At 70.1% G+C, this 20,321-nt stretch carries 23 protein-coding genes; 13 read left to right on the forward strand and 10 right to left on the reverse strand.

All coding sequences use genetic code 11. The features are described 5' to 3' along the window. Positions 1-5: 5 nt before the first annotated feature. From OHA18_RS30485 to OHA18_RS30495, 3 genes are all read right to left on the reverse strand, one after another. A complete protein-coding gene (locus OHA18_RS30485; protein ID WP_328998771.1) occupies positions 6-782 on the reverse strand; it encodes an ABC transporter permease in 777 nt (258 codons plus the stop codon). Next, a complete protein-coding gene (locus OHA18_RS30490; RefSeq protein WP_328998772.1) occupies positions 779-1,708 on the reverse strand; it encodes an ABC transporter ATP-binding protein in 930 nt (309 codons plus the stop codon). The genes OHA18_RS30485 and OHA18_RS30490 overlap by 4 nt, the downstream gene beginning before the upstream one ends. Before the next feature lie 91 nt (positions 1,709-1,799). Beyond that, positions 1,800-3,590, reverse strand: a complete 1,791-nt coding sequence (locus OHA18_RS30495; protein WP_328998773.1) for an AMP-dependent synthetase/ligase — start codon at positions 3,588-3,590, stop codon at positions 1,800-1,802. Positions 3,591-3,699: 109 nt separating this feature from the next. On the opposite strand from OHA18_RS30495, the gene OHA18_RS30500 reads away from it, so the two are divergent. From OHA18_RS30500 to OHA18_RS30530, 7 genes are read left to right on the forward strand one after another with little or no spacing between them, the layout of a single operon-like run. Continuing rightward, positions 3,700-4,131 (forward strand): polyketide cyclase / dehydrase and lipid transport, encoded by a 432-nt coding sequence (locus OHA18_RS30500; protein WP_328998774.1) that lies wholly within the window; start codon positions 3,700-3,702, stop codon positions 4,129-4,131. Positions 4,132-4,135: 4 nt separating this feature from the next. After that, positions 4,136-4,567 (forward strand): SRPBCC family protein, encoded by a 432-nt coding sequence (locus tag OHA18_RS30505; RefSeq protein ID WP_131342091.1) that lies wholly within the window; start codon positions 4,136-4,138, stop codon positions 4,565-4,567. A gap of 4 nt (positions 4,568-4,571) precedes the next feature. Beyond that, positions 4,572-5,909 (forward strand): ArsA family ATPase, encoded by a 1,338-nt coding sequence (locus OHA18_RS30510; RefSeq protein ID WP_328998775.1) that lies wholly within the window; start codon positions 4,572-4,574, stop codon positions 5,907-5,909. Beyond that, on the forward strand, positions 5,906-6,343 hold the full coding sequence (locus OHA18_RS30515; protein WP_328998776.1) for a hypothetical protein: 438 nt from the start codon (positions 5,906-5,908) through the stop codon (positions 6,341-6,343). Before OHA18_RS30510 ends, OHA18_RS30515 begins: the two co-directional genes overlap by 4 nt. Beyond that, positions 6,334-7,305, forward strand: coding sequence for an ROK family glucokinase (locus tag OHA18_RS30520; RefSeq protein WP_328998777.1), 972 nt, complete (start codon positions 6,334-6,336; stop codon positions 7,303-7,305). The genes OHA18_RS30515 and OHA18_RS30520 overlap by 10 nt, the downstream gene beginning before the upstream one ends. 58 nt (positions 7,306-7,363) lie before the next feature. Then, complete coding sequence (locus OHA18_RS30525; RefSeq protein ID WP_328998778.1) at positions 7,364-8,506, forward strand: ROK family glucokinase; 1,143 nt, start codon at positions 7,364-7,366, stop codon at positions 8,504-8,506. Then, entirely contained in the window at positions 8,503-9,201 is a 699-nt protein-coding gene (locus OHA18_RS30530) for an endonuclease/exonuclease/phosphatase family protein (RefSeq protein ID WP_328998779.1), read from the forward strand. Before OHA18_RS30525 ends, OHA18_RS30530 begins: the two co-directional genes overlap by 4 nt. Here the strand turns inward: OHA18_RS30530 and OHA18_RS30535 are convergent. Both OHA18_RS30535 and OHA18_RS30540 read right to left on the reverse strand, forming a co-directional pair. Further along, positions 9,191-9,937, reverse strand: coding sequence for a phytanoyl-CoA dioxygenase family protein (locus tag OHA18_RS30535; protein ID WP_328998780.1), 747 nt, complete (start codon positions 9,935-9,937; stop codon positions 9,191-9,193). The two genes, OHA18_RS30530 and OHA18_RS30535, sit on opposite strands and share 11 nt — an antisense overlap. Before the next feature lie 40 nt (positions 9,938-9,977). After that, a complete protein-coding gene (locus tag OHA18_RS30540) occupies positions 9,978-10,727 on the reverse strand; it encodes an enoyl-CoA hydratase-related protein (protein ID WP_328998781.1) in 750 nt (249 codons plus the stop codon). Positions 10,728-10,791: 64 nt separating this feature from the next. Between OHA18_RS30540 and OHA18_RS30545 the strand changes: the two genes are divergently transcribed. Together OHA18_RS30545 and OHA18_RS30550 are read left to right on the forward strand one after the other, a co-directional pair. Continuing rightward, entirely contained in the window at positions 10,792-11,331 is a 540-nt protein-coding gene (locus OHA18_RS30545) for a hypothetical protein (RefSeq protein ID WP_328998782.1), read from the forward strand. 54 nt (positions 11,332-11,385) lie between these two features. Further along, positions 11,386-11,922, forward strand: a complete 537-nt coding sequence (locus OHA18_RS30550) for a hypothetical protein (protein ID WP_328998783.1) — start codon at positions 11,386-11,388, stop codon at positions 11,920-11,922. A 13-nt stretch (positions 11,923-11,935) separates the two neighbouring features. Here OHA18_RS30550 and OHA18_RS30555 read toward each other — a convergent pair whose 3' ends face one another. The 4 genes from OHA18_RS30555 to OHA18_RS30570 are packed head-to-tail and all read right to left on the reverse strand — an operon-like array spanning position 11,936 to position 15,133. Further along, complete coding sequence (locus OHA18_RS30555; protein WP_328998784.1) at positions 11,936-12,358, reverse strand: YybH family protein; 423 nt, start codon at positions 12,356-12,358, stop codon at positions 11,936-11,938. 25 nt (positions 12,359-12,383) lie between these two features. Beyond that, on the reverse strand, positions 12,384-13,613 hold the full coding sequence (locus OHA18_RS30560; RefSeq protein ID WP_328998785.1) for an ornithine cyclodeaminase: 1,230 nt from the start codon (positions 13,611-13,613) through the stop codon (positions 12,384-12,386). Positions 13,614-13,665: 52 nt separating this feature from the next. Beyond that, positions 13,666-14,370: a hypothetical protein gene (locus OHA18_RS30565; RefSeq protein WP_328998786.1), complete on the reverse strand. Its 705-nt coding sequence runs from the start codon at positions 14,368-14,370 to the stop codon at positions 13,666-13,668. Beyond that, on the reverse strand, positions 14,363-15,133 hold the full coding sequence (locus OHA18_RS30570) for an alpha/beta hydrolase (protein ID WP_328998787.1): 771 nt from the start codon (positions 15,131-15,133) through the stop codon (positions 14,363-14,365). Before OHA18_RS30570 ends, OHA18_RS30565 begins: the two co-directional genes overlap by 8 nt. 325 nt (positions 15,134-15,458) lie before the next feature. Here OHA18_RS30570 and OHA18_RS30575 point away from each other — a divergent pair, with 325 nt between their 5' ends. Continuing rightward, positions 15,459-16,223: a lysophospholipid acyltransferase family protein gene (locus tag OHA18_RS30575; protein WP_328998788.1), complete on the forward strand. Its 765-nt coding sequence runs from the start codon at positions 15,459-15,461 to the stop codon at positions 16,221-16,223. Between the two features lie 35 nt (positions 16,224-16,258). Continuing rightward, positions 16,259-16,651, forward strand: a complete 393-nt coding sequence (locus OHA18_RS30580; protein ID WP_328998789.1) for a DUF2237 family protein — start codon at positions 16,259-16,261, stop codon at positions 16,649-16,651. A gap of 11 nt (positions 16,652-16,662) precedes the next feature. Here the strand turns inward: OHA18_RS30580 and OHA18_RS30585 are convergent, their stop codons facing one another. Then, positions 16,663-17,682 carry a type IV toxin-antitoxin system AbiEi family antitoxin domain-containing protein gene (locus OHA18_RS30585; protein ID WP_328998790.1) on the reverse strand — a complete coding sequence of 340 codons (1,020 nt, stop codon included), beginning with the start codon at positions 17,680-17,682 and terminating at the stop codon, positions 16,663-16,665. Positions 17,683-17,920: 238 nt separating this feature from the next. Here OHA18_RS30585 and OHA18_RS30590 point away from each other — a divergent pair, with 238 nt between their 5' ends. Both OHA18_RS30590 and OHA18_RS30595 read left to right on the forward strand, forming a co-directional pair. Next, positions 17,921-19,294 (forward strand): class II 3-deoxy-7-phosphoheptulonate synthase, encoded by a 1,374-nt coding sequence (locus OHA18_RS30590; protein ID WP_328998791.1) that lies wholly within the window; start codon positions 17,921-17,923, stop codon positions 19,292-19,294. Continuing rightward, complete coding sequence (locus OHA18_RS30595) at positions 19,291-20,313, forward strand: threonine aldolase family protein (RefSeq protein ID WP_328998792.1); 1,023 nt, start codon at positions 19,291-19,293, stop codon at positions 20,311-20,313. Before OHA18_RS30590 ends, OHA18_RS30595 begins: the two co-directional genes overlap by 4 nt. Positions 20,314-20,321: the final 8 nt, after the last annotated feature.

Below are 20,321 nucleotides of genomic sequence, written 5' to 3' on the forward strand. Positions count from 1 at the left end.
CGGTCCTACTCCCAGCGGAACCACCGTGCCGCCGCGGCGGACAGCACGACCGCCCACCCGGCCAGTACGCCGAGGTGCGACCACGACGGCCAGGCACCCGTGAAGGCCTGGTCCAGGGCGCTGGCCGCGGCCCCGAACGGAGTGAGGACGACGATGTGCGCCATCAGGTCGGGCATCGCCTTGACCGGGATCCAGAGGCCGGCGCAGAACATGCTCGGGAAGAAGATCCCGGTACCGATCGCCTGCGCGACCTTCGCGGTCCGGGCCAGCGCGGTGACGAGCGCGCCGAGGGAGAGCGCGGCGGCCGCCGTGAGCAGCAGGGCCAGCGCGTAGCCGAACGCCTGTCGCGGCAGCGCCACGTCGAAGGCGAGCCGGCCGATCGTCAGGCAGATCAGGGCCGAGAGCAGGGCCGCGGCACCGTTCAGCCCGAACTGGGCGCCGAGCAGGGCGGACGGCTTCACCGGAGTCGTCGACATCCGGCGCAGGATGCCGCGTTCGCGGTACCCGGTGATGACCGTGGGCATGGTCTGCAGCCCGATCATCACCAGCGCGATCAGCACCAGGACGGGGACGTACAGGTCGATCAGCCGGAGGCCGCCGAGGCCGTCGTCGGGCTTCCGGAAGGACGGGATGCTGCCGAGGATGATCAGCAGCAGCTGCGGGAACGCGATCACCCAGAACAGAGCGCCGGGCTCGCGGCGGAACAGTCGCGCCTCGGTACGCAGGACGGCGGTGTAGGGGGTGGCGTGCCGCTCGGGCGCGGTCTGGACGGCGGTGCTCATCGGTGGGCTCCAGTCAGGTCGAGGAAGGCGTCGTCCAGCGTGGCGTCGGTGACGCGGAGCTGATGCGCGGTGATGCGGTGCCGGGCGAGCAGCGAGAGCACGGCGGTGACGGTGTCGTCGGTGCCGCGGAGGGTGAGCCGGTCGTCCTTGTGCTCGACCGACGCGAGCGCGGGCAGCGTCGCGAGGTCGGTGTCGTCGAGCGGTGCCGACGGCGTGAACGAGATGATCGTGGACCCGGACGCCCGGCTGATCAGCCCCTGCGGGGTGTCCAGCGCGGTGATCTTGCCCTGGTCGATCAGCGCGATCCGGTCACAGAGGCGCTGCGCCTCCTCCATGAAGTGGGTGACGAGCAGGACCGTCACACCGCGGGCGCGGACGTCCTCGACGACCTCCCAGGTGTCGCGGCGGGCGCGCGGGTCGAGCCCGGTGGTCAGCTCGTCCAGGACCACGACTCGCGGGTTGCCGATCAGCGCGAGCGCGATGAACAGCCGCTGCTGCTGGCCGCCGCTGAGCTTGCCGAACCGGGCGTCCAGCCGGTCGGTGAGGCCGAGCCGCTCGACGAGCACCCGCCAGTCGGCCGGGTTCGGGTAGAAGGCCGAGTACAGCTCGAGCGCCTCGCGGACGGTGAGCTTGTCCTGCAGCCGGCTCTCCTGGAGCTGCGCGCCGAGCACCTGGGTGACGGCGGCGTGGTCGGCGATCGGGTCGAGGCCGGCGATCCGGATCCGGCCGCTGTCCGGGACCCGCAGGCCCTCGATCGACTCGACGGTGGTGGTCTTGCCGGCCCCGTTCGGGCCGAGGATGCCGAAGATCTCACCCTCGCCGACGCTGAAGGACACGTCGTCGACGACCGTCCGGCCCCCGTAGGACTTGCGCAGGTTACTGACTTCGACGACCGGTGCGCCCGGTGTCCCGCTGCTCGTGATCATGACTAGAGCTTCGCGGAACCGGCACCCCCGCTACATCGCCCAACGAGCTCGCTCCGGCATCATCCAAATGGCTGATGCCGGGGTCAGCCACTCACCTGGTGTAGAGCGCCTCGACGTCCGTGCCGTACTTCTCCATCACGATGTGGCGGCGGAGCGAGAGCTTGAGGGACAGCTCGCCGGTCTCCTGGGTCCAGTCGATCGGCAGGATCGAGAACTTCTTGATCGCCTCGGCGTGCGAGACCGAGGCGTTCGCGTCGTCGATCGCCTTCTGGAACTCGGCGATCAGGTCCGCGTCCTGGGTCAGCGCGGCCGGGTCGGTCGGCTTCCCGCGCTCGGTCGCCCACGGCACGATGGTCTCCGGGTCGATCGTGATCAGGGCCGCGATGAACGGCTTGCCGTCGCCGACCACCATGCACTGGCTGATCAGCGGGTGCAGCCGGATCTGGTCCTCGAGCAGCGTCGGCGCGACGTTCTTGCCGCCGGCCGTCACCAGGATCTCCTTCTTCCGGCCGGTGATGCGGATGAACCCGTCGACGTCGAACTCGCCCAGGTCGCCGGTGTGGAACCAGCCGTCGGCGTCGATCGCGGCCGCGGTCGCCTCGTCGTTCTTCCAGTAGCCCTGCATCACCTGGCCGCCCTTGAACAGCAGCTCGCCATCGTCGGCAACGGCGACCGTCACACCGGGAAGCGGCCGGCCGACGGTGCCGATCCGGATGTCGTCGGGCAGGTTCACCGAGACCGCGGCGGTCGTCTCGGTCAGGCCGTAGCCCTCCAGGACCGGTACGCCGATGCCGCGGAAGAAGTGACCGAGCCGATCACCGAGCGGGGCGCCACCGGAGACGGCGTACTGCACCTGGCCGCCGAGCACGGCCCGCAGCTTGCCGTAGACCAGCCGGTCGAACAGCATGTGCTTGGCCTTCAGCCCGAACGACGCGCCGCCCTTGTCCTGCGCCTGCGAGTACGCGATCGCGGTGTCCGCGGCGGCGTCGAAGATCTTGCCCTTGCCGTCGGAGTGCGCCTTCTGGCTGGCCGAGTTGAACACCTTCTCGAACACCCGCGGCACGCTGAGGATGAACGTCGGCTTGAACGCGCCGAGGTCCTCGACCAGGTTCTTCACGTCGGCGCTGTGGCCGATCTTGACCCGCTTCATCACGCAGCCGACCTGGATGATCCGGGCGAACACATGCGCCAGCGGAAGGAACAGCAGTGTGCTCGCGCCGGTGGTGTCGAACAGGCCGTCGAGGATCTTCACCGCGGGGCCGAGCTCGTCGATGAAGTTCGAGTGGCTGATCTTGCAGCCCTTCGGGCGTCCCGTCGTACCGGAGGTGTAGATCAGTGTGGCCAGGTCGGCCGGGGTGACCGCGGCGCGGCGCTTGTCGAACTCGGCGTCGGTGATGTCGGCGCCCAGCGCGGTCAGCTGGTCGACCGCGCCCGCCTCGATCTGCCAGACCTCCTGCAGCGCCGGCGCCTCGGCCCGGGCGGACTCGACGACCGCGCCGTGGGTCGGGTTCTCGACGACGGCGACGACGGCCTCGGAGTCGGTCAGGATCCACTGGATCTGCGAGGGGGAGGAGGTCTCGTAGATCGGCACGGTGACCGAGCCGATGCTCCAGATCGCGTAGTCGATGAGGGTCCACTCGTACCGCGTCGGGCTGAGCAGGGCGACCCGCTCGCCGGGCTTCACGCCGGCCGCGATCAGGCCCTTCGCGACGCCGATGACCTGCTGGGCGAACTCGGCGGCCGTCACGTCCTGCCAGCCGCCGCCCGCCACCCGGCGGCTGAACACCGCGGTGTCAGGATGGGAGGACGCGTTCGCCCACACCGGGTCGCTCAAGCTCCCGCTCGCGGGCTCGGTCACAGCAGGAACGGTGTACTCACGCATCCGCGTCGTCTCCTCAGTCGGTCACGAATTGTCGACTTCCGGCGCACGCTACAGTCACCTACCCACAAGTAGCCACCTTTATGTGACCCAAGGAACTAGGTTCGGAGCCATGCCCACGCTCGACATCAGTTGCGACGACCTGGTCGTTGCTGATCCAGCCTACGTCGCCGAGCGACTCGGTTCGGACACCCTCTGGCGCGAGTGGTGGCCGGACCTCACCCTGACCCCGTCCGAACGGCGCGGGGTGGAGGGGGTCCGGTGGGCCGTCACCGGCGCCGCGATCGGTACGGCGGAGTGGTGGCTGGAGCCGGTCCGCGACGGGGTCGTCGTGCACTGGTATCTCCGCGTCGACCCGGCCCGCCCGGTCCGCGGCCGGGCCCTCGAACGGCTCAAGGAACGGTACGTCGCGTCGTACCGGGAGCACCTGTGGCGCTTCAAGGACGAAGCCGAAACGGGCCGCGCGGCGGGCGAACGACGTACCTCGTCCGATCCCGCGATAGTCTCCGTTGAGGACACTGAGACTCGATCGGCGAAGAGGTGAATCGATGGCGGAACAGACCACCTCGACCATCCAGGTGAACGCGACCCCCAAGGAAATCATGGCGGTGATCGCGGACTTCGCGGCGTACCCGGAATGGGCCGACTCGATGCGGGAGACCGAGGTGCTGTCCACCGACGAGGCCGGCCGGCCGAACAAGGTGCGCTTCAAGGTCGACGCCGGCGCGATCTCCGACGAGTACACGCTGGCCTACGTCTGGTCCCGCAACGAGGTGACCTGGACGCTGGTCGAGGCGAAGATGGTGAAGGGGATGGACGGCGCCTATGTCCTCAAGGACCTGGGCGCGGAGGGGACCGAGGTGACGTACCGGCTGGCGGTCGACGTGGCGATCCCGATGATCGGGATGCTCAAGCGGAAGGCCGAGAAGGTCATCATCGACACTGCCCTGAAGGGCCTCAAGAAGCGCGTCGAGTCCTGATCCAGTGACTCGGGTTCTGCTGTATACGGGTAAGGGCGGGGTCGGCAAGACGACCTCCGCCGCGGGTACCGCGACGCTCGCCGCACTGCGCGGGCTGCGGACGCTGGTGCTGTCGACGGACGCCGCGCATTCGCTGTCGGACGCGTTCGACAGCGAGGTCGGCCCCGAGCCGACCGAGATCGACGACCTGCTGTTCGTCCAGCAGATCGACGCGCAGCGCAAGTTCGAGCAGTCCTGGGGCGACATCCAGAACTACCTGCGGTCGGTGCTGCACATGGTCGGCGTCGACCCGATCGAGGCCGAGGAGCTGACCGTGCTGCCCGGCGCCGCGGAGGTGCTCGCGCTGCTCGAGGTGCGCGACCACGTTCGGTCCGGGCGCTGGGACGTGATCGTCGTCGACTGCGCGCCGACCGCGGAGACGCTGCGGCTGCTCGGGCTGCCCGAGGCGCTGAACTGGTACCTGGACCGGATCTTCAACGCCGAGCGGAAGATGATGCGGACGTTCCGGCCCTTCATCAACCGCGGGGTCGGACTCAGCCGCGGGTCGAGCATCCCGATGCCGGACGACACCGTCTTCGACGCACTGCGGCGGTTGCAGAGCGACCTGGCGGACATCCGCACGCTGCTGGCCGGCCCGGACGCCTCGGTGCGGCTGGTGCTGACGCCGGAGGCGGTCGTGGTCGCCGAGGCACGCCGGTCGCTGACCAGGCTCTCGCTGTACGGGTACCGCGTGGACGGCGTCGTGGCCAACCGGGTCTTCCCGGCGGCCGGTGCGGACACCTGGCGGCGGCAGTGGGTCGCCGCGCAGCGCGGGATCCTGGAGGAGGTCGCGGACTCGTTCCGGCCGCTGCCGATCTGGGAGTCGCCGTACCGGGTCTGTGAGCCGGTGGGGGTCGAGGAGCTGGCCGCGTTCGCGGTGGAGATGTACGGCGGGGACGACCCGTTCGCCCGCGCCACCGATGAGACGTCGTTGTGGGTGGATCGCCACATCGACACCGACGGGCGGACGTACACGCTGACGATGCCGTTGCCGTTGGCATCGGCCAGTGAGCTGGAGCTGGCGCGGCACGGGGACGAGCTGATCATCACCGTCGGGTCGTACCGGCGGGTGCTGCCGCTGCCTGCCGCGCTGGCGCGTGGCGTGGTCGCTGGTGCACGGCTCGACGACGGACGGCTGCAGGTGCGGTTCGCACCGCGGGAGACCGCGCGGCCCGTTGCCCCTGCGGAGGTGCCGAGCGGGGCCGGGCCGTTGGAGTCGGCGCAGGAGCTGGCCCAGGGCCTGACAGCGGAGTACCACGAGCAGCTGGCTCGTCGTACCGCTGCGATCGGGGAGGGGCTTTGAGTAAGGAGCCCGTCGGCTCGGTCGCGGAAGAGGCGGCCAAGCTGTTCGCCGTGCTGCAGCATGCGGCCGCGGACATCCCGCCGGTCCGTGAGCCGGAGGCGGAGACGCCGCCTGCCGAGTCGACCGCGGAGCAGTCGGCTGCGGACGCGGAGCATGAGCACAAGCTGGGGCCCGATTGCGTGTGGTGCCCGGTCTGTCAGCTGATCCACCGGGTGCGGAACACCAGCCCGGAGACGATCGAGCAGCTGTCGACGGCTGCTGCGCACGTGCTCGGCTCGTTGAGATCTCTGCTGGAGGCCGCGGCGGACGCGGCCCGGCAGGCGCGGGAGGACGCAGCGTCGCGGCCGAGCAGCTCCGCGCAGCCCGAGGAGGAACCGGCCCCGGCCAAGGTGGACCGGATCGACGTGAGTGAGGACCCCGAGCCATGGGACTGACGATCGGCATCGATGTCGGCGGTACGAAGATCGCGGCCGGCGTGGTCGGCGAGGACGGCGTGATCGGGGCCCGCACGCACCGCGACACCCCGGCGGACAACGTCGACGCGACCGCGGCGGCGATCTGCGACGCGGCGGCCGAGCTGATCGCCGGGCACGAGGTGGAGGCGGTCGGTATCGGCGCCGCCGGATTCGTCTCGTCCGACCGGTCGACCGTGCTGTTCGCGCCGAACCTCGCCTGGCGGGACGAGCCGCTCGGAGCGCGGGTCGCGGAGCAGCTGACGATCCCGGTGGTCGTCGAGAACGACGCGAACGCCGCGGCCTGGGGCGAGTTCGCGTTCGGCGCGGCCAAGGACGTCGAGCACATGGTCTGCATCACGGTCGGCACCGGGATCGGTGGCGGCGTGGTGATCGCCGGCGAGATGCTCCGGGGCGCTCATGGTGTCGCGGCCGAGCTCGGCCACATGCGCGTCGTACCGGGCGGGCATCGGTGCGGGTGCGGGGCGCGCGGGTGCCTGGAGCAGTACGCGTCCGGCCGGGCGCTGGTGCGGGAGGGCCGGGCGCAGGCCGAGTCGGGTTCGGTCGCGGCGGCGCAGATGCTGAGCGTGTGCGGGATCTCCGACCCGGCGGAGCTGACCGGGCCGATGATCACCGAGGCGGCGATGGCCGGCGACCCGTGCGCGGTGGAGCTGCTCGAGGACCTGGGCCGGTGGCTCGGGGAGGGGCTGGCCAGCCTCGCGACGATGTTCGACCCGACCCTGATCGTGATCGGTGGCGGCGTGAGCGCGGCGAAGGACCTACTGATGAAGTCCGCCGAGGTCGCCTTCGAGAAGGTACTGCCGGCCAAGTCGAACCGCCCGCACCCCACCTTCAGCCTCGCCGAGCTGGGCAACGACGCAGGCCTGATCGGAGCCGCCGATCTGGCCCGCCGCCCGGCTCCGGCGCCGGAGAAGGCCCGGTGATTGTCCTGACCAGCGATACTGGAGTGGGGACCGGGGGTACCGCGAGAAAGGTCGAACCTTGGCTCTGACACAGGCTTTGACGATCGGGATCGACATCGGCGGGACCAAGGTCGCCGCCGGAGTGGTCGACCCGGAGGCCAACATCCTGGACCGGGTACGGCGGGACACGCCGACGACGGATCCGAGGGAGACCGAGGATGCGATCGCAGAGATCGTGCACGACCTGGAGTCGCGGCACGACGTGATCGCCGTCGGTATCGGTGCGGCCGGGTTCGTTGACGTGACCCGGTCCTCGGTGCTGTTCGCGCCGCACCTCGCCTGGCGGCACGAGCCGCTGCGGGACGCGGTCGAGCGACGGCTCGGACTGCCGGTCGTGGTGGAGAACGACGCGAACGCGGCCGCGTGGTCGGAGTGGCGCTTCGGCGGCGGGCAGGGCGAGAGCCACCTGGTCTGCGTGACGCTGGGCACGGGCATCGGCGGCGCGATCCTGAACGACGGCTCCTTGCAGCGCGGGAAGTTCGGCATCGCGGGCGAGTTCGGGCACATGCAGGTCGTCCCGGGCGGTCACCGCTGCGAGTGCGGCAACCGCGGCTGCTGGGAGCAGTACGCGTCCGGCAACGCGCTGACCCGCGAGGCCCGCGAGCTGGCGCTGTCCGGTTCGCCGGTCGCGCACAACCTGCTGCGCGCGGCGGGCGGCGACCCGCGCAAGATCAACGGTCCGATGGTGACCGAGCTGGCCAAGGACGGCGACCCGGTCGCGGTCGAGCTGCTCGAGGACGTCGGTCGCTGGCTCGGCATCGGGCTCGCCAACCTGGCCGCGGCGCTCGATCCCGGCACGTTCGTGATCGGTGGTGGCGTGTCCGACGCGGGCGAGCTGCTGCTGGCGCCGGCCCGGGAGGCCTTCAAACGCACACTGACCGGCCGCGGATTCCGTCCGGAGGCCCGGATCGTACGGGCGGTGCTCGGTCCGGAGGCCGGTCTGGTCGGCGCGGCGGACCTGGCTCGGGAAGAGGCGACCTGGTTGCGTCGGGTCCGGGTCAAGACGACCGCTGTCACCGCGAAGACGGCCGCTGCGCGTGGGCGCTCGACCCGGTTGGAGCGGGCCGCCCGCAAGTCGGCTGCCCGGCGTACCGGTATGCGCGCCGCGGCTGCTGACGCCGAGCTGCACCCGGCCGACCTGAACGGCGACAACGAGGGATGAGCGGCACGCCCCGCCGGATGCTGCGGGTGCTGTCGTACAACGTGCACCGCTGGGGCGACGACCGTACGGCGCTCGCCCGGGTGGTGCGGGCCTGCGCGCCGGACGTGATGCTGGTGCAGGAGGCGCCGACCTGGTTCGGCACCCGGCGCAAGCGGCGCGCGATGGCGGCAACCTTCGGGATGCGGTACGTCGCGGCCTCGGCCCGGAACGCGATCCTGGTTGCCGACGGCATCAATCTCACCGGCATCCGCGGCCGCCGGATCTGGCGCCCCTTCGTCCGCCGGCGGCTGAACTTCATCGCCACCCAACTCCCCGGCGGCGCGGTCGGCGGCGTCCTGGTCCTCGGCTCGACCCGCCTCGCCGTCGTCGTCTGCCACCTCGGCCTGCACCCCCGCGGCCGCATCCACGAAATGACCCAGGTCCTCACCCTGTGCCGCTCGTTCGGTACGCCGTACGTCCTCACCGGCGACGTCAACGAAGAACCCGACGGCCCGGTCTGGAAACTCCTCGCCGAAGAGGGCCTGCTCGACCTCGACGCCGGCCCGACCTTCAACTCCACGACACCCCACAAACGCATCGACGCCGCCGAACTGACCCCCCAACTCAACGGCCGCCTCCGCCACATCCCCGCCCCCCGAGCCGACCTGGCCGCTGCCTCCGACCACCTCCCGCTGCTGATCGAGCTCAGACCCTGAATTCCACCAACGGGTCGGTGACCACCTCACGCCAGCGTTCCCGATGGCCGGTGGCCTGGAGACGGTAGTAGAGGGTTTCCCGGCGTACATCGTCTGCCGTGCCCGAGTGGCCGCCGATGTTGTGGGCCAGCAGGTAGTGGGCGAACAGGACGCTGCCGGCCGGACCGCTGGCCTGGATGGGCGCGCCAAGAGGGACGTCCGGGTACGGACCAGGGTTCATCTCGTCGACGCGGGCGAGGGCGTCGGCGCCGTGCTCGGCCAGGTACGCGCCGAGCCGGAGATGGGTGCCGGGCCAGATGTACAGGTTGCCGCGGTCGGGCTCGTCATGACCGGTCAGCCACAGCCCGGCGAGCATGCTGAAGGTCGCGGGGGTGCCGTCGTCGAGACCAGGCGTGATCCCGTCGACATGTGGGCCGCCGGGCCGGTGGGGCCACGGCGGGATCGTGGTCGCGACCTGCGCGAAGTCCGGGTCCTGTACGGCGAGCTCCGGCCGCAGCAGCTGACCGGCCAGCTCCGCGAGCCCGACCGCCCGGTAGAAGTCGAGCAACGGATGCCCGTCCGCGCCGAACCGCGGCCACAGGAAATGCGCTCCGACACCCTCGGGCGGCTTGCGCTCCAGCATCGTCGCGACGATCCGGCGCCCGGTCGCGAGCTGCTCGTCGGTCAGTACGCCGGGAACGACGACGTACCCCTGCTCCCGGAACTGTTCGCGTTGGGCGTCGCTGATCTCCGGCATACCGGCAGTCCATCAGCGTGCCGTCGGACCGGCAATCGAATTAGTTCTTGCGGCGGTTGAGGAAGGCGAGCATGGCTTCCTGGGCGGCGGGGGAGCCGAAGAGGGAGGCGGAGAGCTCGGCGAGGTCCTTGCCGTTGGCATCGATGTTGGCGAGGAGGTCGCGGTTGAGGAGCTTCTTGGTCTCGCGCAGGCCTTGGGGCGCGCCCTTCAGCAGCGCGGTGAGCACGGTGCCGACGGCCTCGTTCAGACCCGCGTCCGGCACCGTCAGCGTGAGCAGGCCGAACCGCGCCGCCTCCAATGCGTCGAAGCCGTTCCCGGTCAGGAACGTGTACGCCGCCGCGCGGTCCGTCAGCCGAGGGATGACCGTGAGCGAGATCGTCGCCGCCGCGAGCCCCAGTCGTACTTCGGTCAACGCGAACGTCGCGCTCTCCCCGGCGACGCTGATGTCGGCCGCCGCGACGATCCCGATCCCGCCGGCCCGCACCGGACCGGCCACCCGCGCGACCACCGGCTTCGGGTTCGCGACGATCGCCCGCTGTACGTCGACCATCCGCTGCGCCCCGACCCCCATCCCGACGGTCGTCGCCTCGGACAGATCGGCTCCCGAACAGAACACGTCCAGCGCGGACTGGATCATGATCGCCCGCACCGCATCGTCCGCGCCGGCCGCGTCCAGCCGCTCGAGCAACTCACCCGTCAGCTGGTGCGACAACGCGTTCTTGTTGTGCGGCGAATCCAGGGTGATGGTCGCGACGCCGTCCGCCAGCTCCAGGTGCACGAGTTCGGTCATACCGCCATCCAATCACGCCCGTGTGGAACCCTTCGATCAGTAGGATCGGCCTCTCCTGCGACAGATGGAGAGTGCTCTGATAGACCTCAGCGATTCGCCCGCGAGGAAGACCGTCGAGTTCGGCCGTGCGATCACCGGGCAGGAACTGATCGACGCGGTGGAAAAGGCCTGTGAACAGACCCGTGGCGCGGTCTTCAAGGAGCAGATCCTCGACGAGGACATCGTGTACCTCGTCGGCCGGCAGGGGTGGAACGATGCCGACAACCTGCTGGTGACGCCGGACAAGACGACGGCGTACATCGATCCGGAAGCGACCTACGAGTCCGCGGTGGTGGTTCGGCACGATCGGCCGGTGGCCGGGAGAACGTACGACGAAAGCGGCCCCTACACCCGCGACCAGGAGATCCAGTCGGTCCGCGCGTTCAGCGAGAAGCTGACGCAAGCTGTCCGTCCGGAGCAAGATCCCGCGCTGGCGAAGGGGCTCAACCCGAATGCGCTGACCGCGGTCTCGAGACCGGCCCAAGGGGCCGACGCGGCGGCCGACGGGCGGCGGCCGGACACCGGCTCGGCACGCGGCCGCGCCGACGGCCCCTACGCTCGCTGAAATCTGTCATTCCGCGCCTACCCGTAGGCCGGGTCTCGAAAGTGAAGGAGTGTCGTGAAGCCGATCGATCTCAGTGCGTCGCGGGCCCAGCAAGCGATCGAGTTCAATCCGCCGGTCAGGGGCCGGGATCTGATCGCCGCCGTGAAGTCCTCGACCGGCTGGAGTGACGAGACCGAAACCTACGCGGAGATCCAAGGCAACGCACACTTCGTCGGCCAGGTGTCCACCTTCTCCGCGTCCCGGAACCTGGCGGTGCTGGTGCCGGCCGGAGACGAGGGCTACACCGGCATCGAGCCGGACAAGGTCTACGAGAACGCAGTGGTCGCTCGGTATCACCTGTCCGACAGGGCGTACAACGCCGTGCGGGAGCCTCGCGGTGCCGACGCCGACGCGGTCGCTCTGCTTGCGAGGCTTGTGCAGAGGGAGGCTCAGGAGAACCACGCCATCGCCGTCGGCCTGGACCGTGACCGGACCTCCGGGGGCGCGTGGGTGGGCCCGGCGCTTACCGGCTCCGACGGTCAACGCCCCGACCACCGCCAAGGGCCCGACCGTGGCAGCCGTCAGTCTGGCCCCGCCTCTGGCCGCGGGTGACCCCAAGGCGCGATCAGGGCCCTGAGGGGCCTGCCTTGGGGTTGAGGGGGTCGGCATGCCGGTGGGTCAGCTTCCAGGTGCCGGATTCGCGGCGGAAGACCATCGTCGCCCGCAGTACGTGCGGGACCGGCTCGGGCTGGTTGATGTGGTGCACCGTGCAGCGCTCGATCGCCACCGTGTACGCCGTGTCCGCGCCGGCGTGCTTCTCGAGGTACTCGAACTCGACCTTCGCGCCGGTGTCGCGGAACTGTGACGACGCCCACTCGTACCGCGGCCCGATCTGCGTCCAGCCGACCTCCTGGCCGCCGAAGCCGCCGAAGATCGAGGACTGCTCGCTGTGCGACACCAGCGGCATCCACAACGACGGATCCCCGTTGATGAAGGCGGAGTTGGCCTCCTCGAACCGGCGCAGGAACGATTCGAAGTCGTCAGTCACCGAACCAGTCTCGCTCGCTAACGGGTCACTTGTTGTCGGCGTACTCCGGTGACAGCTCGCGGGCCAGGTGCTCGATGAACAGGCCGACGTCGGTGACGATGCCACGCGCCTGGGACGAACCGCGATCGGCGAGCTTGGTCACGGTCGCCGGGTTGATGTCCACGCAGGTCAGCGGCATCGACGCCGGCAAGATGTTGCCAGTGGCAACCGAGTGCAGCATGGTCGCGGCCATCAGGCAGTAGCCGACGCCGTCCAGCTCGGCCCGCATCGCGCGCTGCCCCTCGAGGACGTCGGTGTAGACGTCCGGCAGCGGACCGTCGTCGCGCACGGATCCGACCAGCACGAACTTCTTCCCGTTCCGCACCAGTGAGTGCATCACGCCCGACGTCAGCACCCCCTGCTGTACGGCGTCCGCGATCGACCCGGCCTTGCGGATCGTGTTGATCGCGCGGATGTGGTGCTCGTGCCCGTGCTCCACGCCCCGCCCGCGGGACAGATCCACCCCGAGCGACGTCCCGTACAGCGACGACTCGATGTCGTGCGTCGCGAGCGCATTGCCGGCGAACAGCACGTCGACGTACCCGGCTTCGACGATCGCCACCATGGCCGGCGCGGCGCCGGTGTGGACGATGCCGGGTCCGCCGACCCACAGCACCTTCTGCCCGTTCGCCTTCGCCTCGCGCATGCCGTCCGCGACCTGCTTCACCAGCACCCGCTGCGGCTTCTCCGACGACACGTCCGACTCCATGAAGCCGAAGCCCTCTTCGGTGTCGACCACGATCGGGGGAGTCACCCGGACGCCCTGCGCGCTGGTCACGATCCGCATTCCCGCCCGGACGTCGGACATCGGAATGGTCCGCACCGTCTCGCCTTCGACGAGCAGACCGCAGTCCATCTCCGGGTTCTGCACCAGGACCCAGTGGCCGCCGAGCCGCACGCTGGTCGGCAGGTTCGTGGTCGAGTAGAACCCGTCCGGGAACACGCCGTCCTGCGAGACCTCGGTGATCTCCGGCGTACCGGGGTCGACCAAGTTCGCGCCCTTGGTCTGGATCCGCATCAGCAGCCGCTGCAGCGACTCCTCGTCGTCCGCGCCGACCGTCATCCGGACCGTGGAGGGGTCGTCCTTGTCGTAGCCGAGGTCGAACTTGTCCAGCGTGTACTCGCCGCCGTACCCGCGGATGTCGTCGAGGACGCGGGACAGCAGCCCGGAGTCCATCAGGTGGCCGGTGATCTCGACCGTCTCGGTGACCTGCACGGGGTACCCTCCCTCGGGATTCGTCGGATTGTCCGACGATCCGAATGCTAGCTCAGACGACCGCCCCGTCGTCGCCGCCGTCTCCCGGAGGGAGACGGTCCTTCATCCGGAACACCAGCGTGAGGAATCCGCCGATGAAGCCGGTCACCGCGATCGTGGTGATCCGGCCGGTGCCGAAGTCGAGCACGGCTGCCGCGATCAGCAACAGCGGACCGCCGATGAGTCCGAGCCAGGCGAGCCGGCTGATCCAGTCCAGCCGCGGACCGCGCGGCGGCTCCGGCGGCACGAAGTGGTCGTGCGGGTCATCGTCCTTCCGGGTCGGCTTCGCGGGCTCCTCGTCGACCGCGGGCGTCTCCTCGACGGTCAGCCCGGTCGGCACGTCGATCAGCGGCTCGTACTTGTCGTCGACGTCCTCGCTGGCCGGCCACCGCGGGACCGGGTCCTCGCCGCCGTCGTGGCCCGGCGCGGACGGCTGGCTGAACTGCTGGACCAGCGACTCCCACTCCGCGTCCTCGGTACTGCGGTCGATCACCGGTCGAGCCTTGTCGACCGCCTCGGCGTCGACGAAGATCTCGTCGTACCCGACCGGAATCCGGACCGGCTCCTCGGCTTCCTCCGGCGTGCGGGCCTCGCTCTGGTTCTCGCAGTACGCCGCGATCCCGGCCGCGGCGAGCGCGTGCAGAACCGGCTCGGCGACCAACGGGTCGATCCCGCCGAGCGACGTGTACGACGCCGCGGTCAGTCCGTTGTCACGCATCACTGTTACCGCTCAGCCGCCGGATGAAGGCTGTCGAGTCCGCGAAGATCCGCGGCGCGTCGTTGTCCAGGGTTGCCACGTGATAGCTGTCCTCGAGCAGGGTCTCGGTCACATCGCGGGACGAGATCGAGGACAGCACCGTCCGCCCCGAGCTCGGCTCCACCACATGATCGACAGTACTGCGGAACAGCAGCACCGGCTGAGTGACTTTGGGCAGATCTGCGCGGGTGAGCTTCCAGAGCTGCGACAGCGAGAGCAACGCACGCAGCGGCATCCGGTCGTACGCGCCCTCGTCGGCGCCCGGCTTCTTGATGTCGTTCGAGATGCCGGGGAACGACGGCACGAGCTTGGCCAGCACCGGGAGCAGCGCCAACCGCTTGTCGTCGGTGCGGACCGACGGGTTGATCAGGACCAGACCGGAAACGTCCGTGCCGTGCTCCTCCGCCAGCCTCAGCACCAGGCAGCCGCCCATCGACAGTCCGACCAGGAACACCCGGTCGTGCTCCTTGCGCAGGCGCTCCAGTTCGTTCCCGAGTACGGCGTACCAGTCCGGCCAGCCGGTCTTGTTCATCTCCTGCCAGTTGGTCCCGTGACCGGGCAGGCGCGGCACGGCGACGCCGTACCCCTCGGCGGCGAGGTGTTCGGCCAACGGCCGCATCGACTTCGGCGAGCCGGTGAACCCATGGCTGAGCAGGACCCCGACGGCCGCGTTCTCCCCGCTGCCGGGACTGCGAATCTCCTCCGCGTGGGCTTGCACTGGCACGCTCGACTCCTCGCCGGTCCGATCCTCACAGACGCCCGGACCGGAGACCGGCCAGGGCGCGTATCAATCGTCGCATCTGGGCTGCATCCAGTCTGCATCCAGGTGACAACACGGTGCGCAACACCAACATTCCTGGCGGTGACATTGCCTGAGGGGGAAGCTGGAACGTAGTGTCCGCACCGGAACGGTCGGCGCGCCGAAGATGTCGCCTGGCCGCCACCGGTGGGCACTGGTGCCGGACGAGGGTACGGCCGACGATGGGTTGGTGAGCGTTGTCGGGTGATGCGAGTCGGGTGTGTCGGGCGAGTGACGGAGGTCGAGACGGATGCTGTACCTGTTCCTGAGACGGTTCCTGGTCGCGCCACTGGTCAAGCTGCTCTTCCGGCCGAAGGTGACCGGCGTCGAGCACGTGCCGACCACCGGTCCGGCGCTGCTGGTCAGTAACCACCTGGCGTTCTGCGACTCGATCTTCCTGCCGGTCTCGGTGCCGCGGCAGATCGTGTTCCCGGCGAAGTCGGAGTACTTCACCGCTCCCGGCCTGAAGGGGAAGCTGGTCGCCACCTTCTTCCGCTCGGTGGGCCAGATCCCGATCGACCGGTCCGGCGGGCGCGCCTCGCTGGCCGCGCTGAACACCGGGCTGGGCATCCTCGAGAAGGGCGGCCTGTTCGGGATCTACCCGGAGGGCACCCGCTCGCCCGACGGCCGGCTGTACAAGGGCAAGACCGGCGTCGCCCGGATGGCGATCGTGGCCGGCGTCCCGGTGATCCCGGTCGCGATGATCGACACCGAGAAGCTGCAGCCGCCGGGCAAGGTCCGGCCGAACTTCTTCTACCGCGAGAAGGGCAAGCTGCTGCCGCGCCTGGTCCGCCCGGGCGTCGCATTCGGCGAGCCGCTGGACTTCTCCCGCTACGAGGGTATGGAGCGGGACCGGTTCGTGCTGCGTTCGGTCACCGACGAGATCATGTACGCGCTGATGGGGCTGTCCGGCCAGGAGTACGTCGACATGTACGCCGACAAGGCCAAGGAGCTGATCAAGGCCGGCGAATCGGTCGACGAGCACCTGCGGCTGGGCGACACCAAGGCGAGCTGACCGGTTCGGAGCCGGTCCCGGGCGAGGATGTCGCCATGGACAGCGACCTGAACGTGCTCGGCGAGCCGCTGGAGGAGTGCGGGACCGACCCGGTCACGGGCTTCTACCGCGACGGCTGCTGCACGAGCGGCCCCGAGGACCTCGGCAGCCACACCGTCTGCGCGGTCATGACCGCGGAGTTCCTCGCCCACCAGGCCTCGGTCGGCAACGACTTGGTCACCCCCCGCCCCGAGTACAACTTCCCCGGCCTCGAGCCAGGCGACCGCTGGTGCGTAGTGGCCACCCGCTGGCTCCAGGCGTACCACGCCGGCGCCCCGGCCCCCGTAGTACTGGCCTCCACCCACGCCCGCACCCTGGACACCATCCCCCTCACCGCCCTCCGCGACCACGCCGTCGACGTACCCCCAGACCCAGGCTCGCTCACCTGAGGACGGCGTTGTCAGGAGGGTTTTCCCGGGATGGCGCCGGAAACTCTCCAGCGGCGTCGTGAAAACTCTCCACCAAGCGAGCAGGTCGGCGAGCAGGGCGTGATCGTTCCGGGCCAGCCACGGAGGGCGAGTGCGGCGCCGACCTGGCCGGCTGCGGCGCAGGGGTCGGTGACGAGCTGATAGCCGAAGCGCAGTGTGGTCTTACCGTGCAGGGTCGCCGCGTTGTCGCGGTGCATGTCCCGCCAGGTCGAGGAGGCGTCGGCATGACCCGCGCGACCGTCGAGCTCGACGATCACGCCGTGCGGGAGGTACTCGACGTCGCGGTAGTTCACCGTCGTGCCGTCGGCCGCCCGGACCTGCCGATCGCCGGTGGGCAGTCCATGAGCGCGCTCGACCCGGGTCAGATAGATCCGCTCGAGGAACGATTGCACCCCGGTCGCGGCGTCGGTGAGGATCTGCAGAAGTGCAGTGCGCCCACGGAGTCGTGGTAGCCGGGTCAACTCGGCCAGCAGTCGGTCTGGCGTCGTACGGCGTTGCCGGCACGCGTCGAGAACAAGTGCCGCCCGCCGATCCGGGTCGACGCGGCTCGCGGCCGCGGTCAGTACGGCGATCTCCAGCCGGACGAGATGCGGCTCGCGTCCGGGGAGCAGCCACGAACGGAAATCCTGGTGGCGGGTGATCCGGATGCCGGTCCGACGGTCGATCCTGCGGTCCTGCGGCACCGCGAGGCGGATCGACGAATCCTGCCAGTCGCCGCTCAGTCCGTGCCAGCGCAACGCAGTGTCCGCGGTCAAGGCGGCTTCAGGCCCGCAAGCCAGCCAGGCGGCCCACACCCGGGTCGACCACGGCAGGGGACCGGTGAAGTCGGCGTACACGCCTTGGTGGATCCGCTCGATCTGCCGGTTTCGGCATCGCCGCGCCAGCACGCCGTCGTCTATTCCGTGCGCCACCGCCTGGGCGCGGCTGAAGACGCCCTGTTGGCGTCGGCGCAACTCGACGAACCGCCGGACTCGTTCATCGTCTGCCTCCACCTCTGGTTGCCGGAATCCGTCCACACCGACAACATGCCTGCCCTGCCACCCCGGCGGCCCGCCGAGTTTCGTCCCTGTGGACAACTCGCTCCGGCCCCTGGCAGGTCTGAGGGCGTCGGATCCTGGCGGTTTTTCAGGCCCGCAGGAGGTGTTTGCCTCCTAGGAGAGGTTTGGCAGGGAGCGGGCGAGGTGAGACGGGCGACGAGGGGTTTGCAGGGGCTGGCTTAGGCTTGGGCTCATGCAATTCGCGACGTTGACGGCTGGGGAAGTGCCGGGGGTTCCGAGTTTGGACGAGCTGCGGGGGCTGAAGCCGCTGCAGCAGCCGGAGTGGCCGGACGGGGCCGTGCTGGACCAGGTGATCGCCGAGCTGCGGAGGCTGCCGCCGCTGGTGTTCGCCGGTGAGTGCGACGACCTGACCACGAAGATCGGTGCGGTCGCCCGCGGCGAGGCGTTCATCCTCCAGGGCGGCGACTGCGCCGAGACCTTCGACGGTGTGACCGCGGAGAACATCCGGGCCAAGCTCCGGGTGTTGCTGCAGATGTCGGTCGTCCTGCAATACGCCGCGAGCGTCCCGGTGGTGAAGATCGGCCGGATCGCCGGGCAGTACGCGAAGCCGCGTTCGTCCGGTGAGGAGACGCGGGACGGCGTGACGCTGCCGTCGTACCGCGGTGACGCCGTCAACGGCTTCGACTTCACACCCGAGTCGCGCATCCCGGACCCCAACCGGCTTCGCGGTGTCTACAACGCGGCCGCCGCGACGCTGAACCTGACCCGCGCGTTCACGACGGGTGGGTACGCCGACCTGCACCAGGTGCACGCCTGGAACACCGACTTCGTGAAGTCGTCCCCGGTCGGCCGGCGGTACGAGCAGCTGGCCTCCGAGATCGAGCGCGCCCTCGCCTTCATGCGGGCCTGCGGCGCCACCGCGGACGAGTTCAAGACCGTCGACTTCTACGCCTCGCACGAGGCGCTCATCCTCGAGTACGAACACGCCATGACCCGGATCGACTCGCGCACCGAGCAGCCGTACGACGTGTCCGGCCACCTGCTCTGGGTGGGGGAGCGGACCCGGCAGCTGGATGGCGCGCACGTCGAGTTCCTGGCCTCGCTGTCGAACCCGCTCGGCGTCAAGATCGGTCCGACCACGACACCGGAGTACATCCGGGCCCTGATCGACAAGCTGAACCCGAAGGGGATCGAGGGGCGGCTCACGTTCATCACCCGGATGGGCGCGGGCAAGATCCGGGAGGCGCTGCCGCCGCTGCTGGAGGCGGTCCGTGATCACGGTTCGCCGATCGCGTGGGTGTCGGACCCGATGCACGGCAACACCTTCGAGACGCCGAACGGGTACAAGACCCGCAACTTCGACGACGTCATGGACGAGGTGCAGGGCTTCTTCGACGCGCACGAGCAGGTCGGGACGTGGCCGGGCGGCGTACACATGGAGCTCACCGGCGACGACGTCACCGAGTGTCTCGGCGGCGGCGAGGAGCTGGTCGCGGAGGACCTCGTGAACCGGTACGAGACGGCCTGCGACCCGCGGCTGAACCGGCACCAGTCGCTGGAGCTGGCCTTCCTGGTGGCGGAGCGGCTGCGGGGCGCGAAGGCATGATCGACCTCAGGTCCGACACGGTCACCCGTCCGTCGGCGGAGATGCTGGCCGCGATGACCTCGGCGCCGGTCGGGGACGACGTGTACGGCGAGGACCCGACCGTCAACGAGCTCGAGGAGACGGTCGCGAGCCTGCTCGGGCACGAGGCCGGGCTGTTCACGGTTACCGGTTCGCTCGCGAACATTCTCGGCATACGGGCCTTGGCGCCGCGTGGCGGCGAGGTGCTGTGCGAGGCGAACGCGCACATCGTCCGCGCCGAGCTCGGCGCCCACGCGGCCGCCAGCGGCGTCACCACGCGGACCTGGAGCGCACCGGCCGGCCAGATCGACCTCGAGCAGATCCGCGCCCTGATCGCTCCCGACCTCGGGCCGTACTTCGTCGTCACGTCGGCGGTCTCGGTCGAGAACACGCACAACTTCGGCGGCGGCGCGATCCAGCACGGGTACGACGCCCTCGCCGACGAGCTCGACGCCCGCGGCATCCCGCTGCACCTGGACGGCGCCCGGCTCTGGAACGCAGCTGTCGCCACCGGACGCCCGGTCGCGTCCTTCGCCTCGCGAGCGGCCGCGGCGAGCGTCTGCCTGTCCAAGGGCCTCGGCGCTCCGGTCGGCTCCGTGCTGGTCGGCTCGGCGGAACTGGTCCGCGAGGCCCGGGTCTGGCGCAAGCGCCTCGGCGCGGGCTGGCGGCAGGCCGGCGTACTCGCGGCGGCCGGGCTGTACGCCGTCGAGCACAACGTCGATCGGCTGGCCGAGGACCACGCGAACGCGCGGGCGATCGCCCAGGTACTCGCGGATGCCGCACCCGGCTCGGTCAAGCCGGACCAGGTCGAGACGAACATCGTCGTCGCCGACCTGGCCGCCACCGGTCGCACAGTCGCCGAGGTCGTGGCCGGCGCCAAGGCGGCCGGCGTACTGGTCAGCGGTGTCGGTGCGACGCAGCTGCGGGTCGTCACCCACCTCGACGCCTCCGCAGCGGACTGCCGGACCGCAGCCGACGTCCTCGCCCGCCTGCTCAGCTGATCGTCACG

It is taken from the genome of Kribbella sp. NBC_00709 (genome assembly GCF_036226565.1).
Lineage (GTDB): Bacteria > Actinomycetota > Actinomycetes > Propionibacteriales > Kribbellaceae > Kribbella.

Excerpts from the sequence above, each read along its gene's own strand:
- OHA18_RS30485 (WP_328998771.1), bottom strand. The coding sequence starts at position 782 with ATGAGCACCGCCGTCCAGACCGCGCCCGAGCGGCACGCCACCCCCTAC.
- OHA18_RS30490 (WP_328998772.1), bottom strand. The coding sequence starts at position 1,708 with ATGATCACGAGCAGCGGGACACCGGGCGCACCGGTCGTCGAAGTCAGT.
- OHA18_RS30495 (WP_328998773.1), bottom strand. The coding sequence starts at position 3,590 with ATGCGTGAGTACACCGTTCCTGCTGTGACCGAGCCCGCGAGCGGGAGC.
- OHA18_RS30500 (WP_328998774.1), top strand. The coding sequence starts at position 3,700 with ATGCCCACGCTCGACATCAGTTGCGACGACCTGGTCGTTGCTGATCCA.
- OHA18_RS30505 (WP_131342091.1), top strand. The coding sequence starts at position 4,136 with ATGGCGGAACAGACCACCTCGACCATCCAGGTGAACGCGACCCCCAAG.
- OHA18_RS30520 (WP_328998777.1), top strand. The coding sequence starts at position 6,334 with ATGGGACTGACGATCGGCATCGATGTCGGCGGTACGAAGATCGCGGCC.
- OHA18_RS30530 (WP_328998779.1), top strand. The coding sequence starts at position 8,503 with ATGAGCGGCACGCCCCGCCGGATGCTGCGGGTGCTGTCGTACAACGTG.
- OHA18_RS30535 (WP_328998780.1), bottom strand. The coding sequence starts at position 9,937 with ATGCCGGAGATCAGCGACGCCCAACGCGAACAGTTCCGGGAGCAGGGG.
- OHA18_RS30540 (WP_328998781.1), bottom strand. The coding sequence starts at position 10,727 with ATGACCGAACTCGTGCACCTGGAGCTGGCGGACGGCGTCGCGACCATC.
- OHA18_RS30545 (WP_328998782.1), top strand. The coding sequence starts at position 10,792 with ATGGAGAGTGCTCTGATAGACCTCAGCGATTCGCCCGCGAGGAAGACC.
- OHA18_RS30565 (WP_328998786.1), bottom strand. The coding sequence starts at position 14,370 with ATGCGTGACAACGGACTGACCGCGGCGTCGTACACGTCGCTCGGCGGG.
- OHA18_RS30575 (WP_328998788.1), top strand. The coding sequence starts at position 15,459 with ATGCTGTACCTGTTCCTGAGACGGTTCCTGGTCGCGCCACTGGTCAAG.
- OHA18_RS30580 (WP_328998789.1), top strand. The coding sequence starts at position 16,259 with ATGGACAGCGACCTGAACGTGCTCGGCGAGCCGCTGGAGGAGTGCGGG.
- OHA18_RS30590 (WP_328998791.1), top strand. The coding sequence starts at position 17,921 with ATGCAATTCGCGACGTTGACGGCTGGGGAAGTGCCGGGGGTTCCGAGT.
- OHA18_RS30595 (WP_328998792.1), top strand. The coding sequence starts at position 19,291 with ATGATCGACCTCAGGTCCGACACGGTCACCCGTCCGTCGGCGGAGATG.